Origin of the sequence: Pseudomonas citronellolis, from assembly GCF_900112375.1 — a bacterium.
GTDB classification, from domain to species: Bacteria; Pseudomonadota; Gammaproteobacteria; order Pseudomonadales; family Pseudomonadaceae; genus Pseudomonas; species Pseudomonas citronellolis.
The window spans coordinates 20,579-36,963 of sequence record NZ_FOLS01000007.1 but is presented as its reverse complement, the minus strand read 5'-3'; the positions used below and the strand labels follow the sequence as shown (position 1 = coordinate 36,963).

The following is a 16,385-nucleotide window of genomic DNA, read 5'->3' as shown; positions in this document are numbered from 1 at the left end:
AATCAGTGGGCTGGGATCATTGGTCGAGGGGAGCGGCCACGGGTCAGGATAAACATCACACCGCTGGCGATAGCCGCGGCCCATCCCAACTGCTTCACTGGCACTTTGGACTGCTGATTTTCCTGGCTGCAGTCGCAATCGGTAGATTGCATCTCAATAACCTTGTTCTCGTCACCTGCAATCTTTCCATAGTCCTGCGCCTGCTCCTTGTTATGCAGATCAGGCGGAAACTTCATCTCCACCACCTGCTTGATATTGTCCTGGGTTGGTGGCTTTTTCGGATCATTGACGATCACCACATCGGGCCGGCGAATCATGCCTTTGCCCGGCTTGAATGGCGGATGCTCCGGGTCTTCATTCCAGTACTTGCTGATCCAGCCCGGTATCCAGCCGTGTGCGCCGGTGCCCGTCTGACTGTCGAGAATCGGCTGCGGCGGGTTCTTGGTCATGTCGTAACTGACCTCGGGCTTGTACGGGCTACGGCCTTGCAGGATTTCGTCCAACTCGCCCAGGCGCTGGGCCACGCAGGCCTGCTTGAGGTTCTTGCCATCCTGGCTGACGTTGGGCGTGCTGCTGCAATAGCAGATCGCCGAGCACAATACCTTCTTGTCCTGCGGGGCGAGTTTGGGTTCCAGGATGTTCAGCGGATTGTTCTGGCCTTCCGGGCTCATGCCGCCCTGGGCGAGGCTGGGCTGATCGCTCATGCTTCCCCCCCTGGCAGCAGGTCGATGTAGATGTTTTCCGCCGTCTCGTGCCTGACCCATGACGTCATGCCTTCGGCATCCGTGGTGTCGATGGCGGACCAGCCGGTGCTGGACCAGAGCTTGACCCTGCGGCCGGCGACGGGCTTGCCCGTTTCCTGGTCGATCAGCTGAAAGCGCCCGGAGTACGGCGCGGTGCTGCCAGGGAACGGCGCCACGGGAGTAACCGGCGCGGGGGTGAACGTATCGCCGATGATGACGGTGCCCGAGCCTCCGATGATGACGTTGCCGTGCGCACCCAGGCTGCCCAGTGTGGCGGCGGGCTGGCCATTGATGAACACGCTCGATGAAACGCCGGAGACGATCGGGCTGCCGCAGGCGGTGACATCGCCTTGTCGCGCCGCGGACAGGCCGTCGAAGATAACGTCAGGCGAGCCGCTGACGATGGGGTTGGTGCCGTGGCCTGGTAGTGGACAGGCCGTTGGATCGGTGACGCGGGCTGCGGGTTTCCCACTCATGTGCGATTCCTTGCGATAGCCAGAGATGGAGGGCGAAACGCTGTCGGCTAGTCGGGCTTTACAGCCTGGTAGTCCGGCTGAAGCAGGCCGGGGATGCCGTTATCGTCGGCGTATTCGCGAATCTGCCCGGAGCTTTGCAAGCTGCTGACGATGGTGTCGCCGTTGTCGGTGGCGCTACCCACGATGGCCATCGGTTGGCCGTTGTGAGAGAGCGCCGCACCGGCACCGGAGACGATCCTGCTTTCGCTGTTGTCCGGATAGCGCACCAGGTCGCCCACGCAGGCAATCGGGTAGCCATGGATTTTCACGCTGGTGCTGGCCGTAGCGACTCACCGCCCAAACGGGTACGGGCTCCCAGCGTGGCAAGGTCATAGGTGGCCTTCACGGGCCGTGCGGCGAGCTTCGCCATGGACTCGGAAACCAGGCGTTGTGCTTCCTCTACGGTGTAATTCACGACACATCCTTCCTGTGGGGCGAGCGCACTTTCGTGCGCAAATATAGGGAGTGCGAAAGTAACAAAGCTAAAGTGCGCAACTTCTTGCGCGCTTCCCCTCTAGCTCGCATGGATAGGATGCAAGAGAAATTTGTAACCCTTTATTCATGCCTCGCCAGCGTGAGCGGATCGCACTTTTGAGCGTCCTGGCAACCTTCCCGCACCAGAAAAGGGGTTAGCCGTTCTTACAGGAGCAGCCTGTTCGCGAACCCGCCCCTCCGATAGTTCACGAATCTCTGAACTGATTATTTGCCCGCCGCTATTTTTCCCCCGCCCCCTACCTGCGACAACTGCACCGACGCCAGGCCAGCCCTGGCGCCGGCGCAGCGGAGCCCCCACAACATCCGCGCGCCGCGCTGTTCCTTACTGCCCAAGCACGCCCGGCCCCAGGCCAGGCGCACAACAACAATCGGCGGGCACCAGCCCGTCAATGCTGCCGGTCTGTCAGAGGAATACCACCGTGTCCATGCTTGCGCGCTTTTCCCGCTTCCCCGCTTCGCCGCCACTCCCTGGACCGGCAACCGTCTCCATACCCCTGAATTCCGTCCTGTCGCGCTAAGACGCGGCTCGCCTTTCGCCGTGCCCGACGGCGCGGCTCATCCTGCCCGGAGTTCGTCCATGCGACTCGATATCTTCCGCACCCTGTGGGGCTACGCCCATGGTTGGCCGCAGGCCATCGCCGAACTGCGCGAGGCCGGTTTCGACGGCCTGGAGGCGCGCCTGCCGCTCGACCCCGCCGTGCGCGCCGACTACGCGCGGCTGCTGGCGGAGGAGGGCGTGCCCTACATCTGCACCCTGTTCACCGCCCACGACGTGCTGCCCGACCAGGCGGCCACGCCGCAGGTCCACCTCGACGACCTGCAGCGCAAGCTGGGCCTGGCCGCGGAGCTGGCGCCGCGCTTCGTCAACGTGCTCGGCGGCAACGACCGCTGGCCGCTGGCGGCGCAGGTGGACTTCTTCGGCCGCGCCCTGGAACTGGCCGCCGGCCAGGCGCTGACCTGCTGCTTCGAAATCCACCGGGCCCGCTCGCTGTACAGCCCCTGGGTGACCCTGGAGCTGATCCGCCAGGTGCCCGGGCTGCGCTTCACCAGCGACATCAGCCACTGGGTGGTGGTCTGCGAGCGCCTGCTGGACGACGCGGCCGATGACCTCGGCCCCTTCGTCGAGCGCGTGCACCACATCCAGGCACGCGTCGGCTACGACCAGGGCCCGCAGGTGCCGCACCCGGGCGCGCCGGAATACGCCGCCGCGCTGGCGTTCCACCAGCGCCACTGGGAAGCCGTGTGGCGCGCCCAGCAGGCGCGCGGCCTGCAGGTGACCACCCTGACCCCGGAGTTCGGCCCGGACGGCTATTTGCATCGGCTTCCCTTCACCGGGGCGCCGATCGCCGACCTGTGGGACCTCAACCGCTGGATGGCCACGGAAGAACGCCGCCATTTCCAGACCTTCCTCGAATCCTGAGCCGGAGCACGACCCATGCAGGAGCATGCAAGCAAGGCCTTCCAATCCATCCCCGTCGTCGACATCGCCGGGCTGTTCAGCGCCAGGCTGGAGGACCGCCGGGCGGTGGCCGCCGAACTGGGCAAGGCGGCCCGCGAGGTGGGCTTCCTGTACATCCGCAACCACGGCCTGGACCCGGAGCTCATCGAGGGCCTGCAGGCCGCCGCGCGGGACTACTTCGCCCAGCCGCTGGAAGCCAAGATGCGCCACTACATCGGCGCCTCGGAAAGCCACAAGGGCTTCGTCCCGGAAGGCGAGGAGGTCTATTCCAAGGGCAAGCCGGACCACAAGGAAGCCTTCGACGTCGGTTTCGAAGTGCCTGCCGACGACCCGCTGGTGCTGGCCGGCACGCCGCTACTGGGGCCCAACCGCTGGCCCGAGGTGCCCGGCTTCCAGGCGCGGGTCAGCGCCTACTACCAGGCGGTGTTCGCCCTCGGCCGCAAGCTGTTCGACGGCTTCGCCCTGGCCCTGGGCCTGGAGGAGGGCTACTTCGACCCGCTGGTGAGCCGCCCGCCGTCCAAGCTGCGGCTGATCCACTACCCGTTCGACGGGCAGGCCCAGGACGCCCCGGGCATAGGCGCGCACACCGACTACGAGTGCTTCACCATCCTCCACGCCACCGAGCCGGGCCTGGAAGTGATGAACGAGGACGGCCAGTGGATCGACGCGCCGCCGGTGCCGGGCGCTTTCGTGGTGAACATCGGCGACATGCTGGAGGTGATGAGCAACGGCGCCTTCGTCGCCACCGCCCATCGCGTGCGCACGGTGCGCGAGGAGCGCTACTCCTTCCCGCTGTTCTACGCCTGCGACTACCACACGCAGATCCGCCCGCTACCGCAGTTCGACGACGGCGGCCAGGGCTACGAAACCATCGCCATCGGCGAGCACATGTGGAGCCAGGCATTGCAGACCTACAGCTACCTGCGCCGCAAGGTGGCCGACGGCGAGCTGAAACTGCCGGAGCGGGCGCGCAAGCCGTCCAGCTTCGGCCACCTGAAAAAGCAGACGCAGCCTTCCTGAACTGCGCATTCCCACTCGACCCTGGAGCAATCACGATGAAAACCACCCGCACCCTCCTGGCCGCCGGCGCGCTCGGCGCGGCCCTGCTGGGCACCGTGCACGGTGCCTGCGCCGCCGTCACCGCCACGCCCGGCCAACTGAAGATCGGCATGGAAATCACCTACCCGCCGTTCGAGTCCTACGACGGCGACAAGGTGGTGGGTTCCGACCCCGAGCTGGCCGCGGCCCTGGCCCGGCACATGGACCTGGAGCCCAGCTACCTGAACACCAAGTTCTCCGGGCTGATCCTCGGGCTCAACGCCGGGCACTTCGACGCGGTGATCTCCGGCATGTACATCACCCCCGAGCGCACCGCCCAGGCCATGGCCATCCCCTACGCGCAGACCGGCGCGGCGATCATGGTGCCGGCCGGCAGCGAGCTGAAGCCGGAGAAGCCCGAGGACCTCTGCGGCCTGAAGGTCGGCCTGGAGCAGGGCACTACCTGGGTGGCCAAGTTCGCCGAGCTGTCGAAGAGCTACTGCGAACCCAACGGCAAGGGCGCCATCACGGTGAGCGAATACCCGTCCGCCCCGGAAGTGACCCAGGCCCTGCTGTCCCGGCACGTGCAGGCCCAGGTGGAGATTTCCGGCGCCGCGCACATGATCGCCGAGCGCTCCAAGGGCCGCGTGGTGGTCACTTCCAAGGAGCTGATCTACAAGCAGACCCTGGGCATGTACGTGAAGAAGGGCAACCAGGCGCTGTACGACGCGCTCAAGGTCGCCTTCCAGAAGACCAGGGACAGCGGCGAGTTCGCCGCCATCCTGCAGAAGTACGCCCTGGAAGAAGCCGCGGCCGAGTAATCCGTTTCAACGCAAGATGAGAGACGGGCCCGGCGCCGGGCCCGTCCGCCGAGGTGCCCATGCAGTTCGACTGGTCCTATTTCTTTTCCCTGTTCTCCCTCCCGGATTTCTGGAAGGCCTGCGTCACGGTGGTCGAGCTGAGCGCCCTGGCCTGGCTGATCGGCATGCTCCTGGGCTTTCTCCTGGCCAGCGCCAAGCTCGCCGAATCGCGCTGGCTGCGGGTGCCGGCGGGGCTGTACATCTGGTTCTTCCGCAGCGTGCCGCTGCTGGTGCTGGTGGTGTTCGTCTACAACCTGCCGCAACTGTTCCCCAGCACTGGGGCGCTGCTGTCCAACCCGTTCATTTCCGGGCTGCTGGCCCTGGTACTGACCGAGGCCGCGTACATGGCCGAGATCCACCGCGGCGGCCTGCTTTCGGTGAGCAAGGGGCAGAAAGAGGCCGGTCGCGCGCTGGCCGTCGGCGCCCTCGGCATCCAGCGCCTGATCGTGATTCCCCAGGCCTTCCGCATCGCCCTGCCGACGCTGATCAACGAATACGTCACGGTGGTCAAGCTGACCTCGCTGGTCTCGGTGATCTCCCTCACCGAGCTGCTGATGGTCGGGCAGAAGCTCTACGCGCAGAACTTCCTGGTGATGGAAACCCTCTCGGCGGTGGCCATCTACTACGTGCTGATCGTCACCCTGTTCGGCTGGCTGCTGCAGTACCTGGAGCACCGCCTGGACCTCAACGCGCGCAAGCCGGAAACCCTGGGCGAGGCCGCCGTCGGGCGACTGCGCGCCAGCCTGGCGCAGCCGGACGCCGCGCGCCGCGAGGCACCCGCGCCGGGCATGCCGCCGGCGCTGCACCTGCGCGACATCCGCAAGAGCTACGGTGCCCACCCGGTGCTCAAGGGCGTGTTCCTCCAGGTGGCCAGCGGCGAGGTGGTGTCGATCATCGGCCCCTCGGGCTCCGGCAAGACCTCGCTGATCCGCACGGTCAACGGCCTGGAAGGGATCGACGGCGGCGAGGTCGTGCTGTTCGGCGAGTCCTACATCAAGGCCGGCCAGCCGGACCCGGCGCGCCTGCGCCGCGGCGTGCGGCACATCGGCATGGTGTTCCAGGGCTTCAACCTGTTCCCGCACCGCACCATCCTCGACAACGTCACCCTGGCGCCGCGCTTCCACGGCCTGGACGGCCGCGAGGTCTGCGAGCAGCGGGCCCTGGCGCTGCTCGACAAGGTCGGCCTGCTGGCCCACGCGCACAAGTACCCGCACCAGCTCTCCGGCGGCCAGCAGCAGCGCGTGGCCATCGCCCGCGCGCTGGCCATGGAGCCGGACATCATGCTGTTCGACGAACCCACCTCGGCGCTCGACCCGGAGCTGGTGGGCGACGTGCTCAACGTCATCCGCGACTTGGCGAAGGAAGGCATGACCATGGTCATCGTCACCCACGAGATGGACTTCGCCCTGTCGATCTCCGACCGCGTGGTGTTCATGGAGCACGGCCAGGTGCAGGTGGACGCGGAGCCCGCGGCCATCCGCAACGGCGAATGCGGCGAGCGGGTGATGCGCTTCATCGGCCTGGAGCGCTCGTCGAGCCCGGCCCAGGGCCAGGCCCAGGCGACCGCCGCCGGCTGAGCCGGGCACTTCCCCCTCGGCAGGCGGGCGCGCATCGGGTAAGGTGCGCGCTCGCCTTGTCGTCCGGGAGGGACCATGTCGTCAGACCCCGCGCAGCCGCGCCTGCGCCGCGCCGATAACGATTCCCGCCGCGCCGCCCAGGTCCTCGGCCTGTGCCTGCCCGGCGACGTGGTGCTCTACCTGCTGCTGCCGATGTACGCCGCCGACTTCGGCGTCAGCCTGGCCCAGGCGGGCATCCTGCTGGCGGCCAACCGCCTGGTGCGCATCGTCGGCTACGGCTGGGTGGTGCGCTTCTACGCCCGCCACGGCGACCGCGCCACCTGCAGCCTGGCGGCGCTGGCCTCGGCGCTGTGCGCGCTGGGCTATGCGACGCTCTCCGGCGTCGCCGCGTTGCTGGTGCTGCGCCTGATGTGGGGCCTGAGCTACGCCAGCTTCAACCTCAGCACCCAGACCCTGGCCACCGCCGAGGCCCAGGGCGCCGCGCGCCGCGCCGGGCGTTCGCGGGCGACCATCTCCATCGGGCCGATGCTGGCGTTGCCGCTGGCGGCGGTGATGGCCCAGGCCTGGGGGCCGCGCAGCGTGTTCTTCGTGCTCTTCGCCAGCGCATTGCTGGGCCTGTGGCGGGCGCGCTCGCTACCGGCCCAGGGGCACGACCTGCATACCCCGAGCGGGCGCCGCCTGCGCCTGCCGGACAGCATCGCCACCTGGTCCTTCATCGAGGGCGTGACCCTCGACGGCCTGTTCATCTTCGGCCTGTCGCTGTACGCGGAAAGCCACCTGGGCGGCACCGGCGTGCTGGTGGCGGGTATCCTGATGGCGGTGCGCTACCTCAGCGAGATGCTCTTCAGCCCCTTCGGCGGCCGCCTGGCCGACCACTTCGGCGCGCTGCGCATGCTGGTGACGCTGTCCCTGGCGACCTCGGCGGCGCTGTTGATCTTCGGCAGCCACTGGCTGTTCGCCGGCGCCTTCCTGGTCCTGCTGCTGCGCGCCCTGCAGTTGCCGCTGGTGATGACCCTGGTGGCCCAGCGCAACCCGCAGAACCGCATCCAGGCCCTGGCCGGCAACGCCATCTGGCGCGACATAGGCGCGGGCCTGGGGCCGATGCTGGCCGGCGTGCTGCTGCCCGTGGTGCCGGCCTTCTGGGCCTACGCCGGCGCCGCGGCGGTGCTGGCGCTCAGCGCACTGGGGTGTGCCTGGCGGCGTTGATCGTGTGGGTTCGATCGCGGACGGAGTCCGCTTCTGCGCATGCCTCACGACAACTGTAGGAGCGCGCCCTGCGCGCGATTCGCGGGCAGGGCCCGCTCCTACAGGGAATGGTGCGGGTGGGGCGGCGTAGGAGCGGATCTCATCCGCGAATCGCACCGGGACCTCCGGCTATCGCGGACAGAGTCCGCTCCTACGATCGTGCTTCCCTGGAATCGTAGGAGCGGACTCCGCCCGCGATGCTCTTGGGCCTTTTCAACGGCTGGCCTCGATATTGACCGTGGCGGTCATGCCGGCGCTGAGGTGGATGTCCTTCGGCACCTCCAGCAGCTCGATGCGCACCGGGATGCGCTGGGCCAGGCGCACCCAGTTGAAGGTCGGCTCGACGTTGGCCAGCAGTTGGGTGTCGGGCAGGGCGTTGCGGTCGGTGATGCCGCTGCTGATGCTCTGCACCCGGCCCTTGAGCACACGTTCGCCGCTCATCAGCGTTACCCGCGCGCGCTGGCCGACGTGGATGCCGGGCAGCTTGGTCTCCTCGAAGTAGGCGGTGACGTAGAACGAGCCCTGGTCCACCAGGGCCATGGCCGCCTGGCCGGTCTGCGCGTAGTTGCCCTGGGCCAGGCGCAGGTTGGTCACCTGGCCGTCGCGCGGGGCGCGCACCTCGCTGCGCTGCAGGTTGATCTCGGCCAGGTGCGCCGCGGCCAGGGCTTCCTGGTACTGGCTGTTGGCGATGTTGGCGTTGAGCTGCGCGGTCTCGCGGTCCTCGGCGCTGATCGCCGCGCTGGTCAGGCGCTTGCGGCGGTTGGCCTCGCTCTGCCGCAGCAGGTATTCCTGCTTGCGCGTCTCGGCCAGGGCGCGGGCCTGGTCTAGATTGGCCTGGTAGCGGTCGCGGTCGATGCGCATCAACAGGTCGCCGGCCTTGACCTTCTGGTTGTCGACGATGGGCAGCTCGGTGACCCAGCCGGACACGTCCGGGGCGATCACCACCACGTCGGCGCGCACCCGGGCGTCCCGCGTCCAGGGCGAGAGCATGTAGTAGCGCCACAGCCAGAGCCCCGCCAGCACGGCGGCGGCGACCACCAGCAGGGTGGTCAGCACTCGCAGGAAGCCTCGCACGCAATGCTCCTCGTTATCCGTTGACGACGCCGGCGCACCAGGTGACGGCGGCCAGCAGCAGGGTGAACAGGGCGCAGTCGAACAGCGCCTCGTGCCAGATCCAGCGCCCCGCCGGCGTGGCCTGCAGCAGCTTGCGCAGCGCGATGGTCAGGGCCAGGGCGAGCAGCGCGTAGAGGAACATCGGGCTAACGTAGACGCCGCCCAGGGGCTGTTCAACCAGGGCCATGCTCGTCCTCCAGGTGGCACCAGACGCGCCAGGTGTTGCTCAACTGGCGCAGCGCGGCGCGGGCCAGGCGGTTGTTCTCGGCCTGGTGGCCAGGGTCGCTGCGCAGGGCGGCGTCCAGGTCGTCGCAGAGTGCGTCCAGGCGCGCCTCGCGCCCCGGGGCCGGGCCGGCCTGGAACAGGTCGCCCAGGCTGCCGAGGAAGACCTGCCGGCGCTTGCGCAGCACGCCGCGGGCGCCGGCCAGGCAGTGGCGCAGGTGCAGCAGCTCGCTGCCCATGTCCAGCGCCAGCAGGCCGTCGAGCCAGCGCCGCTGCATGGCCTGGGGCAGCAGCGCGTAGTGCCGCGCCAGGCGGATCAGGCGGTCGGCCATGCGCCCGCCGAACCAGCTTTCCGCCTGGTCCAGCGGGTAGCGGGTGAGGCGCCCCAGGTCCAGCGCCATGGCCTGGCCCAGGCGGCGGATCACCCAGTCCGGCGGCAGCGCCAGCAGGCGGAACACCATGGCGGCGAAGCCCACGCCGATGACCGTGGCCTGAGCCGAATTGAGCAGGCTGGCGAAGTCGTAGTGCATGTCGTTGCGCGGCGCGATGAAGGTGATGAACTGGATGGCGAAGGTGGTGGCGGTGCCGATCAGCGCCGGCGGCCCGGCCATGCCCAGGGCGGCGAAGAACAGCGGCACGCCCAGGGCCATGCACAGCAGGGGGAAGCCGTTCCACTGTGGTAGCAGCCACTGGTCCACCACTATGGCCGCCAGCAGGGCGTAGAGGATGCCGCGCAGGAAGCTCATGCTCAGCTCCACGGCGTTGTCGCGGTTGGCGAACAGGCTGCAGAGGATGCCGGCCATGAGCATGCCGCCCACCGCCGCCGGCCAGGCGCTGGCCAGCCAGAAGGCGGCGATGCCCAGCAGCGCCAGGGCGCTGCGCAGGCCGTAGAACAGCGCCATCAGCCAGTCGCGGTGCCAGGACAGGCCGCTGCTGGCATCACCGCTGAACTCGCCGCTGGCCACCCCGGCGGCGGCCGTTTCGGCGGCTTCGACCTTGATCAGCAGCACCGCGCAGCGTGCCAGGCAGTAGCGCAGGTCGTTGTCCAGGGCCTCGTCGGCGCTGGCCTGCAGCAGGCGGTAGCGCAGCGCCTGCAACTGTTCGGGGGTGTGGCGCGGCAGCAGCGCCAGCAGTTCATCGAGCCAGGGTTGCAGCTGCGCTTGCGCTTCGGGCGATAGCACCTGTCGCTGGCGCGACGCCCCGCGGGCGGTGCGCAGCAGGCTCAGCACGTCGCGCGACAGGGTGCGCAAGGCCAACGCGCGGCGCTGGCCCTGGTGGCCTTCGAACCAGGCGTGGTCGCGCTGGGCGTCGGCGGCGACGATCCGGCCGAGCAACTGGAGGATGCCTTCCGGCTCGCGGGCCTGGCCGCGCAGCGCGTTGGCCGCCGCCTGTAGCGCCGCGTCGAGGGTTTCGCGGGCGACCCGCGCGAGGTTTTCCTCGACCCGCTGCGGCCACAGGGTGGCGCTGACCACCGAGGCGCAGACGATGCCCAGGCAGATTTCCGTGCAGCGCGCCACGGCTTGGTCGAACACCTGCAGCGGCACGTTGATCGCCGGCAGGGCGATGATCGCCACCGTGTAGCCGGACAGCACGAAGGCATAGGAGACGTGGTTGCGCAGCAGGGTCGAGGCGGCGGTGCACAGGCCCATCCACAGCGCGACCACCAGCAGGAACAGCCAGGGCGTCTGGGCGAACAGGGCCATGATGAGCACCGCCATGCTGGTCCCCACCAGGGTGCCGAGCAGGCGGAACAGGCCCTTGGCGACGACCATCCCGGACAGCGGCTGGGACACGATGAACACCGTCATCAGCGCCCATTGCGGCTGTTCCAGGTCCAGGCGGAAGGACAGCCAGAGGGCGATGCCGCCGGCCAGCAGGGTCTTGCCGGCGAAGCGCAGGGCAGGGCCGCTGGGGGCGATGAAGGCGGTCAGGGCAGGGCTGGCTAACACGGCGTCGACAGGCTCCGGCTGAGGCTTGCGGCCCGCTCAGGTGGCGCGCATCAAGGGCGGCGCGGCCCCGTTATCGGGAAGCATAGTCGATGGGGACGGTTCGCTCGGTGCATGGGGGGCAGGGAAAGGGGTTCGGCAGTGGTGTGTTGATGGAGCCCGTCGCCCTCACCCCAGCCCTCTCCCGGAGGGAGAGGGGGCCGTTTGGAGCGGGGGGTGAGTTCGGAGTTGTCCTGCTACTCCTCACTACCCCCGCCATTCCCGCGAACGCGGGACGCGGCTCCATCACCAACAGCGCTTGCGCTGGCCCGAAGGGAAATAACCCAGTGCTTTGCACGTGGGTTCAGGGAGTTTGGTGATTGCGCTTCACGCTGAACGGTTCCCTCTCCCGCTTGCGGGGGAGGGTTAGGGTGGGGGAGCGGAGTAGAGGTTTGGCAGTGGAGTGTCGGCGGAGTCCGTTGCCCTCACCCCAGCCCTCTCCCGGAGGGAGAGGGGGCCGTTTGGAGTGGGTGGCGAGGTCGGAGTTGCCTGGGACCCCTGTGTACCCCACTGGGCACCATTCCCATGTAGGAGCGCGCCCTGCGCGCGATTCGCAGGCCGCACCGGGGGGGCTCCTCGTAGGAGCGAGCTTGCTCGCGAACCGCATGGCACCGCGTTTGTTCGCGAGCAAGCTCGCTCCTACGAAAAGCGTTGATAGCCGGCGGCGCGGATCACAGCAACAACGTTCGGATGTCCCCCAGCAGCTCGCCCAGGCGCTTGGTGAAGCGCGCCGCCGCCGCGCCGTTGATCACGCGGTGGTCGTAGGACAGCGACAGCGGCAGCATCAGGCGAGGCTGGAAGGCCTTGCCGTCCCACACCGGCTGCAGGGTCGCCTTGCTCACGCCCAGGATCGCCACTTCCGGCGCATTGACGATCGGCGTGAAGCCGGTGCCGCCGATGTGGCCGAGGCTGGAGATGGTGAAGCAGGCGCCCTGCATGGCGTCGGCCGAGAGCTTCTTGGTGCGCGCCTTTTCCGCCAGCTCCGCCGCCTCGGCGGCCAGCTGCAGCAGACTCTTCTGGTCGACGTCGCGGATCACCGGCACCAGCAGGCCGTCCGGGGTGTCCACGGCGAAGCCGAGGTGCACGTACTTCTTGCGGATCAGCGCCTTGCCGCTGGGGGCCAGGGAGCTGTTGAAGTCCGGCAGTTCCCTGAGCAGGTGCGCGCAGGCCTTGAGCAGGATCGGCAGGATGGTCAGCTTGGTGCCGGCCTTTTCCGCCGCTGCCTTCTGCGCCGCGCGGAAGGCTTCCACCTCGGTGATGTCGGCCGACTCGAACTGGGTCACGTGGGGCACGTTCAGCCAACTGCGGTGCAGGTTGGCGGCGCCGACCTGCATCAGGCGGGTCATGGCCACGTCTTCCACTTCGCCGAACTTGCTGAAGTCGACTTCCGGGATCGGCGGGATGCCCGCGCCGCCGGCGCCTGCCACCGCGCCTTTCGGCCGTTGCAGCTGCTGCTTGACGAAGAGCTGCACGTCTTCCTTGAGGATGCGGCCTTTCGGGCCGGTGGCCTGCACTTCGGCCAGCTCGACGCCGAACTCGCGGGCCAGCATGCGCACGGCCGGGCCGGCATGGACCTTGGTGCCGTCGCGGCTGGGCGCGCCCACCGGAGGCGGCGCCTCGGCCTTCGCCGGCGCGGCGGCGGGCTTGGCTTCCGCCGCAGGTGCTTCCGTCGCTGCCGGTGTCGAGGGTGCTGGCGCCGGAGCCGCATCGCCCTCAGCCTCCAGCTCGAGGATTTCATCGCCCTCCTTCAAGGTGTCGCCGAGCTTCACCTTGAGGGCCTTGACCACGCCAGCGGCGGGCGAGGGGATTTCCATGCTGGCCTTGTCGGATTCCAGGGTCAGCAGGCCCTGGTCGGCCTCGATGCGCTCGCCGACCTTGACCATCAGCTCGATGATCTCGCCCTGGCCATTGCCGATGTCCGGCACGCGCACCGTCTGCACGCCGCCACCGCCGCTTGCCCGGGGCGCCGGCTCGGGCGCTGCGGCCGGCGCTGCCTTGGGTTCCTCGGCGGCCGGGGCGGGGGCCTCGGCCTGGGTTTCGGCGGCGCCGCCCTCGGCCTCCAGTTCGAGGATTTCGTCGCCTTCCTTCAGGGTGTCGCCCACCTTGACCTTGATGCTTTTCACCACCCCGGCCTTGGGCGCGGGGATTTCCATGCTGGCCTTGTCGGACTCCAGGGTCAGCAGGCTCTGCTCGGCCTCGATCTTGTCGCCGACCTTGACCAGCAACTCGATGACTTCACCCTGGCCGTTGCCGATGTCGGGTACGCGGATCAGCTCACTCACGATGCTTCTCCTCAGCAGTCCAGGGGGTTGCGCTTGTTCGGGTCGAGGCCGAGCTTGACGATGGTCTCGGCGACCACCTTGGGCTCGATGTCACCGCGGTCGGCCAGGGACTCCAGCGCGGCCAGGACGATCCAGCGGCGGTCCACCTCGAAGAAGTCGCGCAGCTTGCGGCGGCTGTCGCTGCGGCCGAAGCCGTCGGTGCCCAGCACCTTGTACTCCTTGCCCGGCACCCACTGGCGGATCTGCTCGGCGTACAGCTTCATGTAGTCGGTGGAGGCGATGACCGGGCCCTTGCGGCCTTCCAGGCATTGCTCGACGTAGCTCAACCTGGGCTTCTGCTCCGGGTGCAGGCGGTTCCAGCGCTCGGTGGCCAGGCCGTCGCGGCGCAGCTCGTTGAAGCTGGGCACCGACCAGACGTCGGCGCCGATGCCGAAGTCCTCGCGCAAAATCTTCGCCGCGGCTTCCACCTCGCGCAGGATGGTGCCCGAGCCCAGCAGTTGCACATGGTGGGCGGCGTCCTTCCTGTCCTCCTCCAGCAGGTACATGCCGCGGATGATGCCTTCCTCCGCGCCGGCGGGCATCGCCGGGTGCGGGTAGTTCTCGTTCATCACGGTGATGTAGTAGAAGATGTTTTCCTGCTCCTGCAGCATGCGCCGCGCGCCGTCGTGGATGATCACCGCCAGCTCGTAGGCGTAGGTCGGGTCGTAGGTACGGATGTTCGGGATCACCCCGGCGAGCACGTGGCTCTGCCCGTCCTCGTGCTGCAGGCCTTCGCCGTTCAGGGTGGTGCGCCCGGCCGTGCCGCCGAGCAGGAAGCCGCGGACCATGGCGTCGCCGGCGGCCCAGGCCAGGTCGCCGATGCGCTGGAAGCCGAACATCGAATAGAAGATGTAGAACGGCAGCATCGGCTGGCGGTAGTTGCTGTAGGCGTTGCCGGCGGCGATGAACGAGGACATGGCGCCGGCCTCGGTGATGCCTTCCTCGAGTATCTGGCCCTTCTTGTCCTCGCGGTAGAACATCAGCTGTTCCTTGTCGACCGGCTCGTACAGCTGGCCCACCGAGGAGTAGATGCCGAGCTGGCGGAACATGCCCTCCATGCCGAAGGTGCGCGCCTCGTCGGGGATGATGGGGACGATGCGCGGGCCCATCTCCTTGTCCTTGATCAGCTGCGAGATGATCCGCACGAAGGCCATGGTGGTGGAGATTTCGCGGTCGCCGGTGCTGTCGAGCAGGGCCTTGAGGGTGTCCAGCGGCGGCACCGGCACGCTGAAGGCGTTGCCCGGACGGTGCGGCACCGAGCCGCCGAGCGTGGCGCGGCGTTCGGCCAGGTACTTGGCTTCGGCGCTGCCGGGCTCGGGCCGATAGAAGGGCACTTTCTCCAGGTCGGCATCCTTGACCGGGATGTCGAAGCGGTCGCGGAAGGCGCGCAGGCTGGCGACGTCTATCTCGTGGATGTTGTGGGCGATGTTCTTCGCCTCGCCGGTGCCGGTGCCGTAGCCCTTGATGGTCTTGGCCAGGATCACGCTCGGCTGGCCCTTGTGGTTGACCGCCGCGTGGTAGGCCGCGTAGACCTTGTAGGGGTCGTGGCCGCCGCGGTTGAGGTTCCAGATTTCCTCGTCGGAGAGGTCCTTGACCATCTCCAGCAACTCCGGACGCGCACCGAAGAAGTGTTCGCGCACGTAGGCGCCGTCTTTCGCCTTGTAGTTCTGGTAGTCGCCATCCACCGCCTCGTCCATGCGCGCCTGCAGCAGGCCGGCGGTGTCCTTGGCGAACAGCGGGTCCCAGAAGCGGCCCCAGATGACCTTGATGACGTTCCAGCTGGCGCCGCGGAACACGCCTTCGAGTTCCTGGATGATCTTGCCGTTGCCGCGCACCGGGCCGTCGAGGCGCTGCAGGTTGCAGTTGACCACGAAGATCAGGTTGTCCAGCTTCTCGCGCCCGGCCAGGGAGATGGCGCCGAGGGACTCGGGCTCGTCGGTCTCGCCGTCGCCGAGGAAGCACCACACGCGCTGCTGGCCCGCAGGGATGAAGCCGCGGCTTTCCAGGTACTTCATGAAGCGCGCCTGGTAGATCGCCTGGATCGGCCCCAGGCCCATGGACACCGTGGGGAACTGCCAGAAGTCCGGCATCAGCCAGGGGTGCGGGTAGGACGACAGGCCGTGGCCGTCCACCTCCTGGCGGAAGTTCTCCAGCTGTTCCTCGCTCAGGCGCCCCTCGATGAAGGCGCGGGCGTAGATGCCGGGGGAGGCGTGGCCCTGGAAGTAGATGAGGTCGCCGCCGTGTTCCTCGGTGGGGGCGCGGAAGAAGTAGTTGAAGCCGATGTCGTAGAGCGTCGCCGAGGAGGCGAAGGTGGAGATGTGCCCACCCAGGGACGGGTCCTTGTGGTTGGCGCGCATCACCATGGCCAGGGCGTTCCAGCGCACCAGCGAGCGGATGCGCCGTTCCATGAACAGGTCGCCGGGCATGCGTGCTTCGTGGGTCACCGGGATGGTGTTGCGGTACGGGGTGGTGATGGCGTAGGGCAACTGGGTGCCGGTGCGGCTGGCCAGCTCGCCCATGCGCGTCATCAGGTAGTGGGCGCGCTCTTCGCCTTCGCGGTCGAGCACCGACTCCAGAGCGTCCAGCCACTCCTGGGTTTCAACGGGATCGATATCGTGCATTGCGGAATACCTTGCCGGTTGCGATAGGTCCACGCTTGTTCAGCGCCCCGGGCAATCCCCCGGCCGAAGGGGCCGGAAAGCCGCTGGACCAATCGCCGGCAGTGCCGACGTCCCGGCTTGCGGGAGGCTGCTGGTCGCTGCGAAAGAAACCCGGGTGGTCGCTATAGCCTAGCTGGCAAGACGCGGGGCGC

Annotated in this window: 13 protein-coding genes; 5 read left to right on the top strand and 8 right to left on the bottom strand. The window is 68.2% G+C overall.

The genetic code is table 11. The features are described 5' to 3' along the window. Nucleotides 1–2: 2 nt before the first annotated feature. The 3 genes from BM060_RS08510 to BM060_RS33245 are packed head-to-tail and all read right to left on the bottom strand — an operon-like array spanning nucleotide 3 to nucleotide 1,527. Nucleotides 3–704 carry a VRR-NUC domain-containing protein gene (locus BM060_RS08510; protein WP_074979181.1) on the bottom strand — a complete coding sequence of 234 codons (702 nt, stop codon included), beginning with the start codon at nucleotides 702–704 and terminating at the stop codon, nucleotides 3–5. Next, nucleotides 701–1,219, bottom strand: coding sequence for a PAAR domain-containing protein (locus tag BM060_RS08505; protein WP_074979180.1), 519 nt, complete (start codon nucleotides 1,217–1,219; stop codon nucleotides 701–703). Before BM060_RS08505 ends, BM060_RS08510 begins: the two co-directional genes overlap by 4 nt. A 47-nt stretch (nucleotides 1,220–1,266) precedes the next feature. Then, entirely contained in the window at nucleotides 1,267–1,527 is a 261-nt protein-coding gene (locus BM060_RS33245; RefSeq protein WP_074979178.1) for a PAAR domain-containing protein, read from the bottom strand. Between the two features lie 803 nt (nucleotides 1,528–2,330). Here BM060_RS33245 and BM060_RS08495 point away from each other — a divergent pair. The 5 genes from BM060_RS08495 (at nucleotide 2,331) to BM060_RS08475 (ending at nucleotide 7,893) form a co-directional block, all read left to right on the top strand. Continuing rightward, on the top strand, nucleotides 2,331–3,173 hold the full coding sequence (locus BM060_RS08495; RefSeq protein ID WP_074979176.1) for a sugar phosphate isomerase/epimerase family protein: 843 nt from the start codon (nucleotides 2,331–2,333) through the stop codon (nucleotides 3,171–3,173). Between the two features lie 15 nt (nucleotides 3,174–3,188). Continuing rightward, nucleotides 3,189–4,232: an isopenicillin N synthase family dioxygenase gene (locus BM060_RS08490; RefSeq protein WP_074979173.1), complete on the top strand. Its 1,044-nt coding sequence runs from the start codon at nucleotides 3,189–3,191 to the stop codon at nucleotides 4,230–4,232. Between the two features lie 35 nt (nucleotides 4,233–4,267). Continuing rightward, on the top strand, nucleotides 4,268–5,071 hold the full coding sequence (locus BM060_RS08485; protein WP_083426741.1) for an ABC transporter substrate-binding protein: 804 nt from the start codon (nucleotides 4,268–4,270) through the stop codon (nucleotides 5,069–5,071). Between the two features lie 59 nt (nucleotides 5,072–5,130). Beyond that, on the top strand, nucleotides 5,131–6,687 hold the full coding sequence (locus BM060_RS08480) for an amino acid ABC transporter permease/ATP-binding protein (protein ID WP_074979171.1): 1,557 nt from the start codon (nucleotides 5,131–5,133) through the stop codon (nucleotides 6,685–6,687). A 75-nt stretch (nucleotides 6,688–6,762) separates the two neighbouring features. Beyond that, on the top strand, nucleotides 6,763–7,893 hold the full coding sequence (locus tag BM060_RS08475; protein WP_074979168.1) for an MFS transporter: 1,131 nt from the start codon (nucleotides 6,763–6,765) through the stop codon (nucleotides 7,891–7,893). Between the two features lie 252 nt (nucleotides 7,894–8,145). On the opposite strand, the gene BM060_RS08470 is transcribed toward BM060_RS08475, so the two are convergent. From BM060_RS08470 to aceE, 5 genes are all read right to left on the bottom strand, one after another. Then, nucleotides 8,146–9,006 carry an efflux RND transporter periplasmic adaptor subunit gene (locus tag BM060_RS08470; protein ID WP_074979165.1) on the bottom strand — a complete coding sequence of 287 codons (861 nt, stop codon included), beginning with the start codon at nucleotides 9,004–9,006 and terminating at the stop codon, nucleotides 8,146–8,148. Between the two features lie 13 nt (nucleotides 9,007–9,019). Further along, on the bottom strand, nucleotides 9,020–9,232 hold the full coding sequence (locus tag BM060_RS08465) for a DUF1656 domain-containing protein (RefSeq protein ID WP_009622113.1): 213 nt from the start codon (nucleotides 9,230–9,232) through the stop codon (nucleotides 9,020–9,022). After that, nucleotides 9,219–11,216, bottom strand: a complete 1,998-nt coding sequence (locus BM060_RS08460; RefSeq protein ID WP_083426740.1) for an FUSC family protein — start codon at nucleotides 11,214–11,216, stop codon at nucleotides 9,219–9,221. The genes BM060_RS08465 and BM060_RS08460 overlap by 14 nt, the downstream gene beginning before the upstream one ends. A gap of 707 nt (nucleotides 11,217–11,923) precedes the next feature. Further along, entirely contained in the window at nucleotides 11,924–13,534 is a 1,611-nt protein-coding gene (aceF, locus tag BM060_RS08455) for a dihydrolipoyllysine-residue acetyltransferase (protein ID WP_074979162.1), read from the bottom strand. An 11-nt stretch (nucleotides 13,535–13,545) separates the two neighbouring features. Beyond that, the gene (aceE, locus tag BM060_RS08450) at nucleotides 13,546–16,194 is read right to left on the bottom strand and encodes a pyruvate dehydrogenase (acetyl-transferring), homodimeric type (RefSeq protein ID WP_074979160.1); all 2,649 of its coding nucleotides are present in this window, start codon (nucleotides 16,192–16,194) and stop codon (nucleotides 13,546–13,548) included. Between the last annotated feature and the right edge of the window lie 191 nt (nucleotides 16,195–16,385).

Bases quoted from the DNA above. Each gene is read 5' to 3' on its own strand.
- BM060_RS08510 (WP_074979181.1), bottom strand. From the start codon at position 704: ATGAGCGATCAGCCCAGCCTCGCCCAGGGCGGCATGAGCCCGGAAGGC.
- BM060_RS08505 (WP_074979180.1), bottom strand. From the start codon at position 1,219: ATGAGTGGGAAACCCGCAGCCCGCGTCACCGATCCAACGGCCTGTCCA.
- BM060_RS08495 (WP_074979176.1), top strand. From the start codon at position 2,331: ATGCGACTCGATATCTTCCGCACCCTGTGGGGCTACGCCCATGGTTGG.
- BM060_RS08490 (WP_074979173.1), top strand. From the start codon at position 3,189: ATGCAGGAGCATGCAAGCAAGGCCTTCCAATCCATCCCCGTCGTCGAC.
- BM060_RS08485 (WP_083426741.1), top strand. From the start codon at position 4,268: ATGAAAACCACCCGCACCCTCCTGGCCGCCGGCGCGCTCGGCGCGGCC.
- BM060_RS08480 (WP_074979171.1), top strand. From the start codon at position 5,131: ATGCAGTTCGACTGGTCCTATTTCTTTTCCCTGTTCTCCCTCCCGGAT.
- BM060_RS08475 (WP_074979168.1), top strand. From the start codon at position 6,763: ATGTCGTCAGACCCCGCGCAGCCGCGCCTGCGCCGCGCCGATAACGAT.
- BM060_RS08465 (WP_009622113.1), bottom strand. From the start codon at position 9,232: ATGGCCCTGGTTGAACAGCCCCTGGGCGGCGTCTACGTTAGCCCGATG.
- aceE (WP_074979160.1), bottom strand. From the start codon at position 16,194: ATGCACGATATCGATCCCGTTGAAACCCAGGAGTGGCTGGACGCTCTG.